The 18,058-nt window shown below is 72.2% G+C and carries 17 protein-coding genes, 1 tRNA gene and 1 pseudogene; 9 read left to right on the top strand and 10 right to left on the bottom strand.

Annotation, left to right across the window (positions count from 1 at the left end; genetic code table 11):
- Positions 1-43: 43 nt before the first annotated feature.
- The 4 genes from ACWCPW_RS03470 to ACWCPW_RS03455 form a co-directional block, all read right to left on the bottom strand.
- Entirely contained in the window at positions 44-1,009 is a 966-nt protein-coding gene (locus tag ACWCPW_RS03470) for a WD40 repeat domain-containing protein (RefSeq protein ID WP_449759901.1), read from the bottom strand.
- 388 nt (positions 1,010-1,397) lie between these two features.
- Positions 1,398-2,372: an NAD(P)-dependent alcohol dehydrogenase gene (locus tag ACWCPW_RS03465; RefSeq protein ID WP_449759900.1), complete on the bottom strand. Its 975-nt coding sequence runs from the start codon at positions 2,370-2,372 to the stop codon at positions 1,398-1,400.
- Positions 2,369-2,617, bottom strand: coding sequence for a helix-turn-helix transcriptional regulator (locus tag ACWCPW_RS03460; protein ID WP_449759899.1), 249 nt, complete (start codon positions 2,615-2,617; stop codon positions 2,369-2,371). Before ACWCPW_RS03460 ends, ACWCPW_RS03465 begins: the two co-directional genes overlap by 4 nt.
- Entirely contained in the window at positions 2,611-3,039 is a 429-nt protein-coding gene (locus ACWCPW_RS03455; RefSeq protein ID WP_449759898.1) for a hypothetical protein, read from the bottom strand. Before ACWCPW_RS03455 ends, ACWCPW_RS03460 begins: the two co-directional genes overlap by 7 nt.
- A 492-nt stretch (positions 3,040-3,531) precedes the next feature.
- On the opposite strand from ACWCPW_RS03455, the gene ACWCPW_RS03450 reads away from it, so the two are divergent.
- Complete coding sequence (locus tag ACWCPW_RS03450; RefSeq protein ID WP_449759897.1) at positions 3,532-4,689, top strand: amidohydrolase family protein; 1,158 nt, start codon at positions 3,532-3,534, stop codon at positions 4,687-4,689.
- Between the two features lie 239 nt (positions 4,690-4,928).
- Here ACWCPW_RS03450 and ACWCPW_RS03445 read toward each other — a convergent pair.
- Together ACWCPW_RS03445 and ACWCPW_RS03440 are read right to left on the bottom strand one after the other, a co-directional pair.
- Positions 4,929-5,003, bottom strand: a tRNA-Arg gene (locus tag ACWCPW_RS03445).
- Between the two features lie 67 nt (positions 5,004-5,070).
- Positions 5,071-6,312: an MFS transporter gene (locus ACWCPW_RS03440; RefSeq protein WP_449759896.1), complete on the bottom strand. Its 1,242-nt coding sequence runs from the start codon at positions 6,310-6,312 to the stop codon at positions 5,071-5,073.
- 70 nt (positions 6,313-6,382) lie between these two features.
- Between ACWCPW_RS03440 and ACWCPW_RS03435 the strand changes: the two genes are divergently transcribed.
- The gene (locus ACWCPW_RS03435) at positions 6,383-7,087 is read left to right on the top strand and encodes a MarR family winged helix-turn-helix transcriptional regulator (protein WP_449759895.1); all 705 of its coding nucleotides are present in this window, start codon (positions 6,383-6,385) and stop codon (positions 7,085-7,087) included.
- 171 nt (positions 7,088-7,258) lie between these two features.
- On the opposite strand, the gene ACWCPW_RS03430 is transcribed toward ACWCPW_RS03435, so the two are convergent.
- On the bottom strand, positions 7,259-8,416 hold the full coding sequence (locus ACWCPW_RS03430) for a methyltransferase (protein WP_449759894.1): 1,158 nt from the start codon (positions 8,414-8,416) through the stop codon (positions 7,259-7,261).
- 174 nt (positions 8,417-8,590) lie between these two features.
- Positions 8,591-9,661 (bottom strand): LacI family DNA-binding transcriptional regulator, encoded by a 1,071-nt coding sequence (locus ACWCPW_RS03425; protein WP_449759893.1) that lies wholly within the window; start codon positions 9,659-9,661, stop codon positions 8,591-8,593.
- Between the two features lie 326 nt (positions 9,662-9,987).
- Between ACWCPW_RS03425 and ACWCPW_RS03420 the strand changes: the two genes are divergently transcribed.
- From ACWCPW_RS03420 to ACWCPW_RS03405, 4 genes are all read left to right on the top strand, one after another.
- Positions 9,988-11,160, top strand: a complete 1,173-nt coding sequence (locus tag ACWCPW_RS03420) for a Gfo/Idh/MocA family protein (RefSeq protein WP_449759892.1) — start codon at positions 9,988-9,990, stop codon at positions 11,158-11,160.
- Positions 11,157-12,329, top strand: a complete 1,173-nt coding sequence (locus ACWCPW_RS03415) for a dihydrodipicolinate synthase family protein (RefSeq protein WP_449759891.1) — start codon at positions 11,157-11,159, stop codon at positions 12,327-12,329. The genes ACWCPW_RS03420 and ACWCPW_RS03415 overlap by 4 nt, the downstream gene beginning before the upstream one ends.
- A 134-nt stretch (positions 12,330-12,463) precedes the next feature.
- Positions 12,464-13,282 (top strand): sugar phosphate isomerase/epimerase family protein, encoded by an 819-nt coding sequence (locus ACWCPW_RS03410; protein ID WP_449760207.1) that lies wholly within the window; start codon positions 12,464-12,466, stop codon positions 13,280-13,282.
- Positions 13,283-13,684: 402 nt separating this feature from the next.
- Entirely contained in the window at positions 13,685-14,821 is a 1,137-nt protein-coding gene (locus tag ACWCPW_RS03405) for a glycerate kinase (protein ID WP_449759890.1), read from the top strand.
- A 299-nt stretch (positions 14,822-15,120) separates the two neighbouring features.
- On the opposite strand, the gene ACWCPW_RS03400 is transcribed toward ACWCPW_RS03405, so the two are convergent.
- The gene (locus ACWCPW_RS03400; protein WP_449759889.1) at positions 15,121-15,417 is read right to left on the bottom strand and encodes an ArsR/SmtB family transcription factor; all 297 of its coding nucleotides are present in this window, start codon (positions 15,415-15,417) and stop codon (positions 15,121-15,123) included.
- Between the two features lie 129 nt (positions 15,418-15,546).
- Here ACWCPW_RS03400 and ACWCPW_RS03395 point away from each other — a divergent pair, with 129 nt between their 5' ends.
- A complete protein-coding gene (locus tag ACWCPW_RS03395) occupies positions 15,547-16,476 on the top strand; it encodes an alpha/beta fold hydrolase (protein WP_449759888.1) in 930 nt (309 codons plus the stop codon).
- Positions 16,477-16,608: 132 nt separating this feature from the next.
- On the opposite strand, the gene ACWCPW_RS03390 is transcribed toward ACWCPW_RS03395, so the two are convergent.
- Positions 16,609-17,187: a TetR/AcrR family transcriptional regulator gene (locus tag ACWCPW_RS03390; RefSeq protein ID WP_449759887.1), complete on the bottom strand. Its 579-nt coding sequence runs from the start codon at positions 17,185-17,187 to the stop codon at positions 16,609-16,611.
- A gap of 91 nt (positions 17,188-17,278) precedes the next feature.
- Between ACWCPW_RS03390 and ACWCPW_RS03385 the strand changes: the two genes are divergently transcribed.
- Positions 17,279-17,725 (top strand): anthrone oxygenase family protein, encoded by a 447-nt coding sequence (locus ACWCPW_RS03385; protein WP_449759886.1) that lies wholly within the window; start codon positions 17,279-17,281, stop codon positions 17,723-17,725.
- Between the two features lie 145 nt (positions 17,726-17,870).
- A pseudogene (locus tag ACWCPW_RS03380) lies at positions 17,871-18,058 on the top strand (NADP-dependent oxidoreductase); the annotation flags it as partial.

The raw sequence follows: 18,058 nt of genomic DNA, 5'->3' as shown, positions 1-18,058 counted from the left end.
CGCGCGCCCACCCGGGCACCTGCGTCGCAACCCCCGGACAGGACTAGGTCGCGAGCCGCCAGAGGGTGAGGGTCTTGGTGGTGGCGGCGAGGGAGGTGCCGTCGGGGCTGCCGGCGACGCAGGTGACGGGGTCGTCGGTGCCGGTGGCCAGGACGTTGGTGCTCTGGCCGGAGCGGGTGTTCCAGCGCGTGATCGTCCCGTCCTTGAAGCCGCCCGCGAGGGTGTCGCCCGGGCCGAAGGCAATGCAGGTGACGCCGGACGCGGGGCCGGTGAGGGTTTTGCCGGCCGTGCGGGTTCCGACGTCCCACAGGGTGACGCGTCCGTCGCTGCGCAGGTTCGCCAGTGTCTTGCCGTCCGGGCGGAACGTCAGGGCGTACACCGGGGAATTGACGTTGTCCAAGGTGGCGATCCTGGTCCGGGACGCGGTGTCCCACAGTTGCAGGCGGCCGTCCGAGACGGTGTTGCCGGGATTGCCGTTGCCGCTGGTGGTGGCGAGCAGGCGGCCGTCGGGGCTGAACGCGACCCGGGAGACCCAACTGGTGTCACCGGTGGTCAGGGTGGCGAGACTGCTCCGGCCGGCGAGGTCCCACAGCCGGACGGCGGGGGCGTCGAACGTGGCGGCGAGCACGCCGCCACGCGGGTCGAAGGACACGGAGCCGGTCGAGCCGTTCCACAGCTCCGGGCCGAGGTAGGGCAGCACCGTCTCGGTGCCGTCCGCGATGTTCCACAGGCTGACCGTTCCGTCCCCGTTGGTGACGGCCAGGGCGGCGCCGTCCGGTCGGAAGGCGACCGAAAGCGCGGCCGTGAAACGGGAGTTGAAGGCGGTGACCTGGTCGGGCGACAGCGTCCATGGGTTGACGGGCCGACGCGCGAGAGTTCCGGTGGACGCGCCGGTCGCCGCGTCCCAGAGCCTGACGATGCCGTCCGCACCGGCACTGGCCGGCAACGCGCCGGTCGGGGCGAAGGCCACCGCGAGCGGTACGGCACTGCCGCCGCCGGAGAGCGGCACCGGGCGCCAACTCGCCTGGGGGCGGATGGTGAACCCGAGGCGGAAGGCGACCCGGACGCCGTGGGCGACCCCGAGTTCGACGGCGACTTCGGGCGGTCCGTACGCCCCGAACGCGAACCCCAGATGAAGCCCACCGGGACCGCCGCCACCCCCGCCACCCCGAGGCCGGCCGGCAGCAGGCCGCGCCGACTCGGACGACTTCCGCCGGTGGCGCCGTCGTCGACGGTGAGCGGGACATCGCGCCCGCCGGACGACGGCGCCTCGACCGTCGTGCGATCGGACAAGAGCGTGCCGCGCACGACCGCCGCCTCCGACGGGTCACCGTCCAAGCCCGACCGCCCGGCCCCGACGAGTACCGGGCCGCGCCGGGTCATCCCGGAACGGACACTCACACCATCGTGATGGCGACCTTGCCGCGTGCGTGGCCCTGGTGGATGTAGTCGATGGCCTGCGGGATCTCGTCGAAGGTATACGTTCGGTCGATCACCGGCGTGAGCTTGCCCGCCTCGATCAGTCTTTGCAACGTACCCAGATCCTCGGCACTTTCGACCTGGATCAGCCCGCGCAGGCGATGCCGGACGAACGGGTTCAGCACGAGCGCGCGGAGGACGCGGTCGACGCCGCCGAACCAGCGGCCCTTCGTTTCGCTGCCGACGATGACGAGTGTGCCCGTGCGGGTGAGCGCACGTCGCAGGCGGGTCAGCGAGCGATGGCCCGCGATGTCGAGGATCAGGTCGTAGCGGTGCGTCCCGTCCGTGAAGTCCTCGCGCGTGTAGTCGATCACCTCGTCGGCGCCGAGCGAACGCACCAGTTCCAGCTTGCCGGTGCTGCACACACCGGTGACGTGCGCGCCGAACTCCTTGGCCAGTTGCACGGCGTACGTGCCGATGCCGCCGGCCGCGCCGACGATCAGGACACGTTGCCCGGCGCGGACCCGCCCGCTGTCGCGCAGCCCTTGGAGCGCGGTGAGGGCGGAGGTCGGTACGGTCGCCGCGTGGGTGAGGTCGAGGTTCACCGGCTTCGGCGCGAGCTTGCCCTGCGGGGTGCTCGCATACTCGGCGAAGGAACCCTTGCATGTGCCGAACACCTCGTCGCCCGACCGGAATCCGGTCACGTTCCGCCCGACCTCCTCGACCAGACCCGCGACGTCCATGCCCCGAACCCGCACCTTGGGTGCGCGCAAGCCGAAACCGGTGAGGCGGAGCAGGTACGGCAGGCCCGTCATGAGGTGCCAGACGCCGGGATCGACCCCCGCCGCGTGCACCCGGACCAGGACGTCGTCGTCGCCGACGACGGGTCGGTCGATGTCGTCGAGTCGCAGTACCCCGAGTGGCCCGTACGTGTCCTGAACGAACGCCTTCACGGCATCTCCCCTGTCTCCGCTGGATCGTCCGGGTATTGGAAAACCTCGTCGAGCGGCACCCCGAAGACGCGGGCGATCACGAACGCCATTTCCAGGGACGGCGAGTAGCGGCCCTGCTCGATGGCGATCACGGTCTGCCGGGTGACGCCCACGCGCTCGGCCAACTCGGCCTGGGTCATCTCGCCATGGGCGAAGCGCAGGGCGCGGATCGTGTTGGTGACCCTGGTCGGCGGCTTCTTCACCACGATGGAAAGCCCCAGCGGTAGGCGGTGATCCTGGCTCCGGAATCGAGAATCGCGGACAGTACGAACGCCAGGTAGATCGTGTTGGCGATCCAGAAGTGGTCCCACTCGGCGAGCGCCATGCCCAGCGCCGCCACCGCGCCCACGACTACGAGGGATTGCCCGACGTGTTCGCCGAACCGGCCGATCTCCCGGTCGCGTTGGTCCTTTCGGTTGGCGCCTTCGGGGGTGACGATCGAGACCACGATGTGCAGCACGATCGCCGCCAGGATCGCGGCCCCGATCGTCCACAGCAGGGTGGACGCGTACGAGACCTCCGCGAGCGGGGCGTCGCCCGCTCTCCCGAGGACCACGGCGAGATAGGTCGCGTAGGCGCCGACCGTGACGAACACCATGATCCACGCGCGCTTCTCTTCGAACGCCACGCCGGCTCCTTGGTCGAGCAAAGTGGACATGCGTCAATGTAAAGCAGCGATGACATGATGTCCAGTTTTCTTTACATCGCCCTCGGATCCCCGATCCCCGATCCCCGATCCCCGATCCCCGATCCGCGATGCACGGCGCGCGTACGCGCTCCGGCACCTGGGCATCGCCGCGCACATCGCGGGACGGCTGGACACGGCCCGGGGCCGGCTGGAGGATTCGGTACGGCCGCGCCGCGAACTGGGCTTCCTGCCCGGCGTCGCGGCGATCCTGGTCGGGCCGGCGTACCTCGCGGCCGGCCAGGATCGCCGCGACGACGCGCCGGCGCCGGTCGAGGAGGCGGTCGCGATCGTGGCGGCCACCGGCGCCGACGGCATCCTGCCCACGGTGGAGGAAGCCCGCGCGGACCTGGCGGGCGACGACCGCCCCAGCCCGCTCCGACTCCGCCGTCCCGGGTCTCGGCAACGACCTTGCCGAAGGGGCAGGATGGGCGGATGGGACGTGTGGTGTTGCGTGCGGGATCGGTGTTGGACGTGCGGTCCGGGGAGGTCGGCCCGGCCGACGTCGTGATCGAGGGCGAGCGGATCGTCGCCGTCGGAAGCGACCTGGACGGCGACGAAGTGGTCGACTGTGCCGGGCAGTTGGTGGTCCCCGGGTTCATCGACTGTCACACGCACGTGTGTCTGGGGCAGACCGTTCGGGATCCGTTCGGACTGCCCCGATCGGTGCGGCCGTTGTCGGCGGTGCCGGTACTGCGGACCCTGTTGCGGCTCGGAGTGACCACCGTGCGCGACGCGTGGGGAGCCGACGCGGGTCTGCGGATGGCGGTCGAGCGCGGATGGGTCGCGGGACCGCACGTGCTGATCAGCGTGCGACAGGTGTGTACCACCGGCGGGATCGGGGACCACTGGGCTCCCCGGGTGGGTGCGGTGGACTTCTTCGAGGACCCGTCCATGCCCGATCCGGTCTTCGACGGAGCGGATGCGGCGCGGGCCGTGGTGCGGCGCATGGTGCGGGCCGGGGCGGACTGGATCAAGGCCACGCCGTCCGGGTCGATGGCCCTGGGGCGAGGGGTGCACGACGTACAGTTCACGCCCGAGGAGATGGCCGCCCTGGTCGACGAGGCCGCCCGGCTCGGCGGGCGTCGCGTCATGGTGCACGCGCACGGGGCGCGGGCGGCGGAATCGGCGGCCCGCGCGGGCGCGGGCAGCATCGAACACGGCACCTATCTGGACGAGGCGGCCGTGGGCGCGATGGCCGAGCACGGGACCTGGCTCGTGCCGACCCTGTCGTGTACGCAGACCGACCCCGCGGGCGCTCCCGACGGCGCGGCCGAGGCCCATCGCCACGCGGTCCGCCTGGCGGTCGACGCGGGTGTGCCGATCGCCATGGGCAGCGACAACCCGGTCCGCCCGTACACCGAGGTGCTCCGCGAGATCGAGCACCTGTCCCGGTGCGGTCTCGGCCCCGCCGGCGCGTTTCGCGCGGCCACCCACGACGCGGCGCGACTGCTCGGCCTCGCCGACGACCGAGGCGAGATCGCCGTCGGCAAGCGCGCCGACCTGGTGCTGCTCGCCGGCACCGACCTCGACCCGACCGACCTCGACCACCGCATCCGAGGCGTATGGCGGGACGGGACCAGGGCGCGCTGACCCGATCGGCACCGCCATCGGCGCGGGCGGGGCGATTCACCGGACCCGGCCGGCGCGATTCACCCGGCCCGGGCCCGCGCTGTCCACTCGGCCCCACACCACCCGAGCCGCGGCCCAGGCGAACAGGGCGCGGCGGTCGGCGGGGACGTCCACCCGGCGTGGGTCTCGATCTCGTACGGCAACAGCGGTCCGCCCGGTCGCGGGCGAAGGCCCCTGGCGCCGCTCATCGTCGTCGTTCCTGGCCGGCATGGCGGGTCCTGCCCCCGCGCCCTCCGGAACCGAAGTCCGGTGCTCTGCTGCTGAGCTACACACCGTGGCCGTCGCGCCCACAGGCTGGGTGCGACCCCGGGACCGGGACAAGCGCGTTTGTCGCGGGCCACCTCACGCCGGGCCGGGTTCGGCGACACTCGCCCGGTTCGTGGCCGCCGGCGCGGGTGTGCCTCCCGGCCCGGGCGGCAGCGCGCGTACGTCCGGCAACAGCAACAACGCCCCGTTCGTCGCGGCCACCAGCACCGCGCCGATCAGCAGCGGGGTGGCACTGCCGATCGCCGCCGCGACGGGAGCGGCGACGGCCAGGCCCAGCGGGCGGGCGGCGAAGGAGATCAGCGAGTCGAACGAGCCGACCCGGCCGAGTGCCTCCGGTGGGATCCGGCGCTGGATCGTGGTCTCCCACAGCGGGCTGAGCACGCCGAGGCCGAACATGCCGACGAAGTACGCGGCGGTGACGACAACCATAGGTGCGCGCAACCCGAAGGCGGCGAGCGGGAACGCGTACACCGCGGCGCCGATCGACGTGGCCACCAGCGGGCGGCGGATCGGCAACCGGGTCGAGACCAGCACGCCGAGCAGGAGGCCGGCGGTGCCGACCTGGGCGATGATCACCCACGAGCGGTCGCCGCCGAGTCGGTCGACCGCGATCATCGGGCCCAGGGTGAGCAGGAACCCGGCTGCCAAGTGCCATACGCCGTGCGCGAAGACGTTGGCCAGGAACCATGGGTGGCGCCGTGTCTCCACCCAGCCCGCGCGCAACTCGCCCATGAACGGCGCCCGTTCGGCCGAGCGCTCGATGCGCTGCGGGCGCAGGCCGCCGAACGTGGCGGCCGAGCCGAGGAACAGCAGACCGGTCAGCAGCGAGGACCAGCCGGCCCCGACCGCGAGGATCAGGCCACCGGCGGCCGCGGGCGCCGCCACCTGTGCGAGGCCCTGCGCGACGCCGAGCCGGGCGTTCGTGCGCAGCCGCTCCGGCTCGGGTACCACCGCGACCACCAGGGTGCGGATCGCCGACGTGCCGAACGCGACGGCGGCGCCGGTGAGCGCGGACAGCACCGCCAGATCCGCGATCCGTACCGGGCCGGCGAGCAATTCGGCGCCGATCGCCAGTTGGGCGCCGGCGCGCACCAGGTCGGCGGTGAGGATCACCCGCTGCGGTGGGAATCGGTCGGCGATCACGCCCGCGACCGGGAGCAGGAGCAACATCGGCAGCAGTTCGCAGGCCAGGACCAGACCCAGATCGGTGCTCGAACCGGTGTGCACGAGAGCCAGGGTCAAGGTGATCGGAATCAGGGCCGTCGCCAGGGCGGCGAAGGTGCGGCCGAGCAGGAGTCGGCGCGTGGCAGGGGTCATGGCACGGGAATGTATTTCGTGAGCGAATCATTCGTCAACGAAATACCAGCCGCCGTAGCATACTGACCGCATGCATGGAGACGGCCGCGAACACGGCGAGAGCCGCGAACACGGCGAGAGCCGCGAACACGGCGACGGCCGACAACTCGGCGAGAGCCGACGACACGACGAGGGTCGCGAACCTGACGAGGGTCGCGAACACGCGGAGGGACGCGAACCGGGACGGGCGCGCGGCGGCTGCGACTGCGGTCGGGACCGGCCCGAGGTCGCGGCCGAGATCGAGGTCGAGGACTCCGTGGACCGGCACATCGCGCGGTGGCGGCACAAGGCGCCGTTCGACGAGCGCGTGGAGGGCATCGTCACCCGGATCCAGATGCTGACCAAGCACCTCAGGCAGGTCAAGGGACGCGCTCTGGCCGAGGTCGGTCTCCAGGCGTTCGAGTTCGACACGCTGCACCGACTGGCCTCGCGCGGTGCGCCGTACCGGGCCACGCCGTCCGAACTGGCCGCGGAGCTGATGGTGTCGCCGGCGGGGATCACCGGCCGGTTGGACACGCTCGAGGAGGCCGGTTCGGTCCGCCGCATCCGCGGCACCGAGGACCGCCGCCGGGTCGACGTCGAGCTCACCGAGTCGGGCCGCGCCCGCTGGACGGCCGCGATGAAACTACTCGACGGCGCCGAGCGCGCCATGGTCGAGCCGTTGGACGAGATCGATCAGGACGAACTCGTCGCCCTGCTCAAGCGCATGCTGCTCCGAGTGGAGAACACTGCCTGAGGTACCCGCCGGCAGGCACGCTCGACACCCGACCCGCGCGGACCCGCGAAACACCGGGCCGCGCGGGCCCGCGCGGGATGACCGGACCGCCCGGCCGCGCGGAAACCCCGCCCGGCCGACGCGCACGAACCTCGTGCGCGTGACCGCAGCCGTCGCCGCACGCGCCTCCCGCTACTTCTTGACCGCCCGCAACACCACGAACTTCGGGTCGCTCGCCACGATGTCGCAGTTGCCGAACAGCCTGCGCAGCTTCACGTGATAGCCGAGGTGCCGGTTGCCGATCACCCACAACTCGCCGCCCGGGCGCAGCGCCGTGCGCGAGCCGGCGAACATCCGCCACGAGATCGCCTCGGTGGTGGCCCGATGAGTGTGGAACGGCGGGTTGTTCAGGACCAGGTCGACGCTCTCGGCCGGTACGTCCGTCAAACCGTCGCCGACCACGAACTCGGCACCCGCGTCCGAACCCAGGTTCTCCTGGAAGGTGGCCCGCGCCGACGCCACGGCCTGATGCGACTCGTCGACGAACAGCACGTCCGAGCGCGGATTGGCCAGCATCGCCGCCGTACCCACCACACCGTTGCCGCAGCCCAGGTCCACCACGCGGTCGCGTCCGGTGCGGCGCGGGAGGTTGCGCAGCAGGAAGCGGGTGCCGATGTCGAGCCGGTCACCGCAGAAGATGCCCGCGTGGTTGGTGACCACGATCCCGGACCCCGCGCCGACGTCGCCGGGCAGCGCGTAGCCGCGCGGCCACGGGCTCGGGGTGCGCGGGAGGGAGGGGTCGGGCGTGGCGAAGATCAGCCGGGCCTTGCGCACCGCCAACGACGTGCGGGTCGGGCCGATGATGCGCTCGAACAGCTTGAGCGTGGAGGTGTGGATCTCGGTGGTCATGCCGGTGCCGACCACGACCGTGTCCGCGTGCACACTCGGCGCGAGCCGGTGCAACTGGTCCTCCAGCAGCGCCAGGTTCTTCGGGACCCGGACGATCAGTACGTCGACGCGCTCCGGCGGCGCGTCCCGGGTGGACAGCAGCCGCACCCAGTCCGGATCCGCCTCGTTGCGTGCCAGGTTCGCCCGGGTGGCCTCCTGGGCGAGGAACGAGTCGCTGATCTGCACGGGCCGGGACTCGGCCAGCGCGGTGGCCAGCGCTCCCCAGCGGTCGCCCACCACCACGACGCTGCCGGACAGATCCGTCGGCTTGTCGTCGTCGATCCCGGCGAGGTGCCGCAGCACGTACTCGTCGGCCGCGTCCCACGCGCGCAGCAGATCGCGGGAATCCTCGGGATAACGGGTGAGCTCGAACTCGCCGGAAGGCGCAGAGAAACGGTTCATTGTCCACTCAGCCTAGCCGGACCCCGACCCGCCGGGCCCCGCGCCGGTGCCGGCCGGGTGGCCCACGGGTGGCGGAGCGGGTGCGGTCGGTGACCACCACGACGGCGCTCCTGCCCGCGTCGTCTCGGCGGGCCGCACGCGCCACGCACCGGACCCGGCCACGTGGCCGTGACGCTAGCGGGGTGACGAGGCCGTGCTGGCGCGGATCACGAGTTCCGCGTCGAGGTCGATGGTGCGGGGTTCGATGGTGGGGCCGGTGAGGATCATGTCCATCGCGCGGGCGCCGATGTCGGCGAGGGGCAGGCGGATCGTGGTCAGCGGCGGGTTGAGGTCGGCGGCGAAGGGGAGGTCGTCGAAGCCGACCACCGAGACCCGATCGGGTACGCGCAGGCCCAGGTCGTCGCGGAGCGCGCCCAGCACGCCGGCGGCCATCACGTCGTTGAGGACGACGATCGCGGTCAGCTCGGGCGCGCGGCCCATCAGCGCGCGGGCGGCGGCTCGGGCCTCCTCCCGGGTGAAGCCGCCGTCGACCACCTGCGCCGGGGGCAACATCACGCCCAGAGAACGCAGTTGCCGCCGGGCGCCGTCCAGGCGGTCGCGCACGGTGGTCAGCGCGCGCGGGCCCGAGACGATGCCGAACCGGCGATGGCCGAGCTCGTACAGGTGGCGCACCGCGAGCGCGGCGCCGGCCCGGTTGGCCGGGCGGACCGTGTCCGAGTCGATCCCGTGCGCGCCGACGGCGACCACGTGGCCACCGTCGGCACGGTAGGCGTCCACCTCGGTGGCCAGGCGCCGGGTGAAGTCGCGATCGGCGAAGCCACTCCCGGCCAGCACCACCGCGCGGGCGCGTTGGGCGCGCAGTCGGGCCAGGTAGTCGAGTTCGAGTTCGGGGTCGCGGAACGTGGCGGCCAGCATCACGAGCAGACCGTGCTCGCGGGCGACGCCCATCGCGCCGGCGGCGATGGCGGCGAAGTAGGGGTCGGCCACATCGTGCACGACCACGCCGACCACGGTGGTCGTCGAACGGGCCAGGGCCTGGGCGGGGGCGTTGGAGACGTAGCGCAGTTCGCGAGCCGCGTCGAGGACGCGGCGGCGCAGCTCCTCGCCGACGATCCGGGTGCCGTTGCTGCCGTGCAGGGCGCGGGAGGCGGTGGCCGAGGACACCCCGGCGCGCTCGGCCACCTGCTGGAGGGTGACGGGGCCCGCCGGGCGGGTCGCGGGCGCGTCGGAGGTCGGAGTCGGCATGGGCACACAGTAGCGAGCGGAAAGCGCATACCCAAGTTGTTCCGAGCCGAGGCGGCTCGGGGTTCGCATGATGCCTTTGCTCTCTTGACCCCGTCGTCTCCTCGCTCTAACTTACGGGAAAGCGCTTTCCCGAACTCGATACGTGAGCACAGTAGAAAATCGGCCCACCCGGGCTCGATCGAGCCGACACTCGGGCTCGGCCGACCCGGATCCGATCGATCCGACCCGGATCCGGCTCGCCGGAACGCGGGCCCACCGGCTCAGGTCGTAACGCCGTCGCTCGTCCCCGTCCGCCCCCGCTTCGCCCCTGCTTCCGAGAGGCCTCCATGACCACCCACACCCTCGGCGTCGTGATGAACGGCGTCACCGGCCGGATGGGCTATCGCCAGCATCTGGTCCGCTCGATCCTGGCCATCCGCGATCAGGGCGGCGTCGCGCTCGCCGACGGCTCCCGGGTCCGGCTCGAACCGGTGCTGGTGGGCCGGGACGCGGACAAGCTGCGCGCGATCGCCGACCGGCACGGCTTGGGCGACGCGTGGACGACGAACTTGGATGCGGCGTTGGCGGACCCGGCCAACACGATCTACTTCGACGCGCAGGTGACCACGGCGCGCGAGAAGGCGATCCACGCGGCGATCGCGGCGGGCAAGCACGTGTACACCGAGAAGCCGACCGCCGAGACACTCACCGGCGCACTCGACCTGGCCCGGGCCGCCGACGCCGCCGGGGTCAAGCACGGCGTCGTGCAGGACAAGCTGTTCCTGCCCGGCCTGCTCAAGCTGCGCCGGCTGATCGAGGGCGGCTTCTTCGGCCGAATCCTGTCGGTACGCGGCGAGTTCGGCTATTGGGTGTTCGAGGGCGACTGGCAGCCCGCGCAGCGCCCGAGCTGGAACTACCGTGCCCAGGACGGCGGCGGCATAGTCGTGGACATGTTCTGCCACTGGTCCTACGTGCTGGAGAACCTGTTCGGCCGGGTCGAGGCCGTCACCGCGAAGGCCGTCACACACATACCCACCCGATGGGACGAGCGCGGACGCGAGTACCCGGCGACCGCCGACGACGCCGCGTACGGCATCTTCGAGCTCGAGGGCGGGATCATCGCGCAGATCAACTCGTCCTGGACGGTGCGGGTCAACCGTGACGAACTGGTGGAGTTCCAGGTGGACGGCACCGAGGGCAGCGCGGTCGCGGGGCTGCGTCGCTGCCGGGTCCAGCACCGCTCGGCGACGCCGACTCCGGTGTGGAACCCCGACCTTCCGGTCACCGAGCCGTTCCGCGACCAGTGGCAGGAGGTGCCGGACAACACGGGTGACGGCGGCTTCGACAACGGCTTCAAGGTGCAGTGGGAGGACTTCGTTCGGCACGTGGTCTCGGACGAGCCGTTCGCCTTCGACTTCCTCGCCGGCGCGCGCGGCGTGCAGTTGGCCGAGTGCGGACTGCGCTCCTCGGCCGAGGGCCGCCGGGTGGAACTGCCCGTGTTGGACGGGAAGTCCGCGTGACCGCCCCGCTGTTGCTGCCCACGTCGGCGGGCACGCTGGAGCCGTACGAGCCGATCGGGAACTACCTCGGCGCGGCCCCCGGCGGCCCGGCCTTCCGTGACCGCACCGCGTACGCCGCCGCGCACGTCGTGGCCGACCCGCTCGCGGACAACACTCCCGGCCGACCGGCCGCGTTGGACTGGGACGCCACCCTCGCCTTCCGTCACCACCTGTGGTCGCACGGCTTCGCGGTCGCGGACGCGATGGACACCGCGCAACGCAACATGGGCCTGGACTGGCCGGCCACCGCCGAACTGATCCGGCGCAGCGCGGCCGAGGCCGCCACGGTCGGCGATCCGTACGCCCTGCTCGCGTGCGGCGCGGGTACCGACCACGCCGGGACGCGCCTGAGCATCGATCAGGTCGTCGAGGCCTACACCGAACAGGTCGCGACGGTCGAGGAATCGGGCGCCAAGGTCGTGCTGATGGCGAGCCGGCAACTGGCGGCGGCCGCGCGCGGGGCCCAGGACTATCGTCGGGTGTACGACACGCTGCTGCGGCAGGTGCGCCGTCCCGTCGTACTGCACTGGTTGGGCGAGGTGTTCGACCCGGCACTGGCCGGCTACTGGGGATCGGGCGACGTGCACGCGGCGACCGAGGTGTTCCTGGAACTGGTGCGCGAACACGCGGACCGCGTCGACGGGGTCAAGGTCTCGCTGCTCGACCGCGACCACGAGATCCGGCTGCGTGCCGAACTGCCGTCAGGCGTACGGCTGTACACCGGCGACGACTTCCACTATCCGGAGCTGATCCGGGGGGACGACCGGCACTTCAGCCATGCCCTGCTCGGCATCTTCGACGCGATCGCCCCCGTCGCGGCCGGCGCGCTGCGCGCACTGGACGCCGGCGACACGGCCGGGTACGACGCGCTCCTCGCTCCGACGGTCCCGCTGTCGCGCCACCTGTTCGCCGCGCCCACGTACCACTACAAGACCGGCATCGTCTTCCTCGCCTGGCTCACCGGGCACCAGAGCGCCTTCACCATGGTCGCGGGTGCCCAATCGGCCCGCTCGCTCACGCACTTGGCCGAGGCCTATCGCCTCGCCGACGCGGCGGGCCTGCTGCCGGACGCCGACGCGGCGGCCGCGCGGATGCGGGCGCTGCTCGCGGTGGCGGGGGTGGGCGCGTGAGGCCCGGAGACACCTACGGGAGCGGCGACGCAAGCATCGACGCGAGGGCCGACGCAAGCATCGACGCGAGGACATCGGACGTACCGAGCGGAACTCCCGCCGGTACGCCCACTCCCGGACCCGGCGACCCGCGCATCGCGCGGCTGTCGCTGAACCAGTGGACGACGCGCGAGTGGTCGTTGCGCGAGGCCGTGGAGGGTTGTGTACGGGCGGGATTGCCCGCCATCGGGTTGTGGCGGGACAAGGTCGCCGACGCCGGTCTCGCCGAATCGGCGAAGCTCGTCCGCGAGGCCGGACTGCGGGTGTCGTCGCTGTGCCGGGGCGGCTTCCTGACGGCGCGTGAGCCGGTCGCACGAGCCGAGGCGATCGCCGACAACCGACGGGCGATCGAAGAGGCCGCGGCGCTGGAGGCGGCGTGCCTGGTCCTGGTCGTCGGCGGACTGCCCGCCGGCGACCGGGATCTGCCCGGCGCGCGGGAGCGGGTCGCCGAGGCACTGGCCGAACTCGCCCCGTACGCCGGTGCGCACGGTGTCCGGCTCGCGCTGGAGCCGCTGCACCCGATGTACTGCGCCGACCGCGCGGTGCTCTCCACGCTCGACCAGGCGCTCGATCTCGCCGAGCCGCATCCGGCCGGGCAGGTGGGGGTCGTGGTCGACGCGTTCCACGTGTGGTGGGACCCGTACCTCCCGGCCGCGATCGCCCGGGCCGGCGAGCGGATCGCCTCGTTCCAGGTCTGCGACTGGGTGCTGCCGCTTCCGGCGGACAACCTGCTCGCGCGAGGCATGATGGGCGACGGCGTGATCGACTTCCGGTCGATGGCGGCGGCGGTCGAGGCGGCCGGATACGTCGGCGACATCGAGGTGGAGATCTTCAACGCGGACGTCTGGGCCGCGCCCGGCGACGCGGTCGTGGACACGCTCAAGCGGCGCTACGTCACGGAGATCCTCGGCTGACGCCGCACCCACGACGGCGATCTTCGACGCACGCCGCACCCGCGTGCGCGTCCGAGGCCGCGGCCATGCCACGGGGCCCGCACCCGTGTTCGTGGCCGCGGCTATGCCACCGCACCCGTGTCCGTGCGTCCGTGTCCGCGTCCACAACTCGCGGCCGCGCCCGTACTCGCGCCCACGGCCACGGCCGCCCGCGTCCGTGGCCGCACCCGCACCCGAGTTCGTGGCCATGGCATGCCACCGCACCCGCGTCCGTGGCCGCACCGGCGTCCGTGGCTGTGCCCGCGGCCACGCCACCACACCCGGACCGGCACCGCACCCGGACCTGCCGGGGACGGTCGGCAACGACCCGCAACGACCCGCAACGACCCGCAACGACCAGCGACCGAGAAGATGGAGCCCGCCATGCGGATCGTCATTGCTCCCGATGCGTTCAAGGGCACCGTCTGTGCCGACGCGGCCGCGGCCGCCTTGGGTGAGGGGTGGACGCGGCTGCGGTCCGGCGACGACGTCATCGCGCTGCCGCTGGCCGACGGCGGTGAGGGCACGCTCGACGCGATGGCGCGGGCCGTGCCGGGCGCCGTCCGGGTGCCGGTGCTCGGCGCGCCCGGCCCGGACGGGCGGCCCGTGGACACCGCCTGGTTGCGTCTGCCGGACGGCACGGGTGTCGTCGAGTTGGCCGCCGTGTCGGGGCTGCCGCTGATGATCGCTCCCGATCCGATGCGCGCGCACACCGCCGGTCTCGGCACGGTGATCGCCGCCGCGCTGCGGGCCGGCGTGTCCGCCCTGGTCGTCGCGGTGGGCGGCTCGGCGTCGACCGACGGCGGAACGGGCGTACTGGCCGCCCTCGGAGCCCGTTTCCGCGACCCGGAAGGCGAGGAACTCCCGTACGGGGGAGGATCCTTGGTCCGTCTCGCGGCGATCGACTCGACACGTCTCGCGCCGCCCCCACCCGGCGGCGTCCAGATCCTCACCGACGTCACCAACCCACTGCTGGGCCCCACCGGTGCCGCGGCCGTCTTCGGCCCGCAAAAGCGCGCGTGCACCCGCGAGATCGCCGAACTGGACGCCGGACTCGCCCGCCTGGCCACGCTCCTCGGCGGCACCCCGACCGCGCCCGGCGCCGGTGCCGCGGGCGGTACCGCGTACGGCCTGGCCACCGTCTGGAACGCCGGCATCGTCCCCGGCGCCCCGCGCGTCGCCGAACTCGCGGGGCTGCCGGCCGCACTCGCCGACGCGGACCTGGTGATCACCGGCGAAGGCCGCTTCGACGCCACGTCCACGCACGGGAAGGTGGTCGGCGCGGTCCTCGACCTCGCCCGCCGCGGCGCCGGCGTGCCGGTGGCCCTGGTCGCCGGCTCGATCGCCGCACCCCTCCCCGCGGGCATCACCACATCCGCCGACCTGACCCGGCTCGCCGGGTCGGCGACGGCGGCCCGAACCGACGCCGCACACTGGCTCCGCGTGGCCGGCGCCGCACTGGCCGGCCGCTTCGGCGCCGACCACGCGGCGCGGCCCCACGCCCTCCCCACCGGGCCCTGACACTGCGTCGGATCACGCCCACCCACCTCGTGACGGTGAGTCGGGCAGGGCCCATGCGACCGCCTGAGCCGCCGCCACCACCGCTTGCGCCATCGCCCGCGCCGCCCGCACCGCTGTGACTTTTCACGGTGATTGGCGTGTTACCTCGCGGTATTCGGCGCAGCCACAGGCCGAGGTCCTCGTGCTCGCCGCGTTCGTTGCGCGCTGCGGCGCGCAGGCCCGCGGGGTGCCGCGGCCGGATGACGGCGGCGCCCACGAGCCGTCGCCCCGTTGCGGGCGCCCGCGTGAAGTGCCGGGTGTCAATCGCCGAGTACGACGTGGAGCAGACCGGGGAACCGGTTCTCGAGATCGTCACGGCGGAGCCTGAGGTAGAGCTTGCGTCCGGAACGACGCTGGTGGATCACTCCGCTCTCGCGTAGGGCCCGCCAGTGGTGGGTCATGCTCGACTTCGGTACGTCGGGCATGAACTCACCGCAGAACCTCTCCTCGCCGGAAGCCAGCGCCTGTGCGATCTCCAGGCGGACGGGATGCCCCAGGGCGGCGAGCACGTCGACGAGTTCGATCTCGTCGGCGGCGGGATGGTGCAGTACGGCCATGACACCACTGTACGGGACTCTCGTACGGTCTCCGCCTCCCTCGTCTTGACGTGCATCGTTCGACTGTACGAGTATCTCGTACAAGCCCATCGTACGAATTCTTCGTACGGTCGAACTTTGAGGAGTGGCGTGAACACGTCCGCACACACACCGCCGCACGACGCCGACCTGGCGCGTTCTCTCGACGGAGAGTTCTCCAGCCACCAGGCCGAGGTGAACGGCGTTCGCCTGCACTATGTCGAGGGCGGCAGCGGCACCCCGTTGCTCCTGCTGGGCGGATGGCCCCAGACCTGGTGGCAGTGGAACAAGGTCATGCCCGCCCTGGCCCGCCGCCACCGGGTGATCGCCGTCGACCTGCGCGGCATGGGAGGCTCCGCCAAGCCCGCCGGCGGCTACGACAAGAAGACCATGGCGCGCGACATCCACGAACTCGTCCGCCACCTCGGCCTGACGACCGTCGCCGTCGTCGGCCACGACATCGGCGCCATGGTCGCCTACGCCTTCGCGGCCAACCACCCCGAGGCGACCGAGAAAATCGCCCTGCTGGACGTCCCGCACCCCGACGGGACCTGGTCCACCTTCGGCCTGCTGCCCGAACCCGACCAGCACGTCGAATCGGCCATCGAGGCCGGCGCCCGCTCCTACCTCTGGTGGTTCGCGTTCAACCAGGTCCGGGACCTGCCCGAGCAACTGCTGGACGGCCGCACCCGGCTGCTGACCGACTGGCTCTTCGATCGTCAGGCCCGGGAGCCCGGCAGCATCGACGAACGTTCCCGGCAGGTCTACGCCCACGCCTACTCCACCGCCGACGCCATCCGCGCGGGCAATGGTTGGTACCAGGCCTTCAATCGTGACATCGCCGACGAGCAGACCTACGGGCCCGTGGCCGCACCGATCCTCGCCCTCGGCGGAGACGAGAGCAATTACGCCTACCTGCGCGAACTGATGCCGTCGAAGGGTACGGACGTCAAGGTGATCGAGGTCGCCGACTGCGGCCACTACATCCCCGAGGAACAACCCCACGCAGTCATCGAGGCCTTGGCATCCTTCCTCGACTGACCCGTTCACCAGGCGACCCGCCGAAGGCCTGCCGCCCGGCATCGCGGTTCCTGAGCCGAGCCGTGTCGGCGGGCAGCGGGGCCGAAGGCCCCGGCTGCGCGCCTGCCGGGATGGTGTGTCGGTGCCGGGGTGTCAGGCCATGGCGAGCCGGTCCACCATCAGCTCCAGCCTCGACTCGGTGTACTCCGGCGGCAGCCGTCCCGCCCGGGTCAGGGTCGCCACCCCGTGCAGGGACGACCAGAACACCTCGGTGAACAGCCCCGGGTGGACGCCGTCCCCGGCGACCTCGCCGAGGCACTCCAGCAGCGCGGCGAAGCCGTCCTTGAGAGCTTCCGGGGTGTCCTCCTGTCCGTACGCGAGGCCGCCGTCGAGCTGGAAGATGGCGTCGTAGACCGCCGGGTTGCGTGCGGCGAAGTCGAGGTAGGCGCGGGCGAGGGCGTACACCCGAGCGCGCGGGCCGTCCGCGGCGGCGGTCGCGGCCCGCACTGCCGCGGCCAGCTCGGCGGCGCCCTGGAGGGCGACGGCGCCGATGATCTCGCGTTTGCCGCGGAAGTGGCTGTAGAGGACGGGCTGGCTGTATTCGATGCGCTCGGCGAGCCGGCGGGTGGTGACTGCGTCCCAGCCCTGCTGCTCGGCGAGTTCGCGGGCCGTCGCCACGATGAGGCGTTCGCGCTCCGCCCGTTCGCGCTGCTTGCGTTCCTGTACCGACATGACTCGATCCTAGCACCGCTAGACAATCGAGCGGCAGCAGTACTAGCGTTGCCTCATTGCCTAGCGGCGCTAGATTTCCAGAGGGGTCATCATGCTCAGCACACTCGAGGTCATCACCACCGTGATCGTCGGCGTGATGGTGGGGGTGGAGTTCTCCGTCGCCTTCGTCATGAACCCGATCCTCAACGCCCTCCCCGAGGACAGCCGTCAACTCGGCCACGCTCACGGGGGCCGGATGCTCGGCGCCGTGATGCCGGTCTGGTACATCGGCTCGCTCGTCCTCGTCACGGTCTGGGCCGTCGCCGGACGGCACGACCCCGGCACCGGCCTCGTCGTCACCGCCGGCGCGCTGCTGATCCTCAGCGTGGTCATGTCGCTCCTGCTGCTCGTCCCGATCAACAACCGGAACAAGACGTGGACCCCCGAGAACCGGCCCGCCGACTGGAAGCAGCAGGTGAACCGCTGGGAACGCTTCCACTACGTCCGCGTCGCCGTCATCATCGCCGCCTTCACCCTGCTGGTCGCCGCCCTCGTCTGAGCCCGCGGGCCGGCCCCGCGCCGGCGGCGCACGATCCCCGCTCCCCGGGTGGCAGCGGACCATCGAAGTCCCCGCATCCGGGAATGCGGCCGCCGCACGATCCCACAACCGGAAACGATCACTCCCACCGCGAGGGAACAAAGCCATGAGCACCCGCACTTTCCGCACCGCCGTCGTCCGCGTCCCGAACGGGCCCGACTCGATCGAGATCATCGACGTGCCCGTCGTCGAGCCCGGTCCCGGCCGGATCCGCGTCGCCGTCGCCGCGGCGACGGTCAACCCCACCGACCTCGGCGTCGCCGCGGGCTTCTTCCACACGATCGGTCTGGTCAA

Source organism: Embleya sp. NPDC001921, assembly GCF_053594475.1.
The sequence above is the reverse complement of the archived record's forward strand: the minus strand, read 5'-3'. Positions and strand labels throughout refer to the sequence as shown.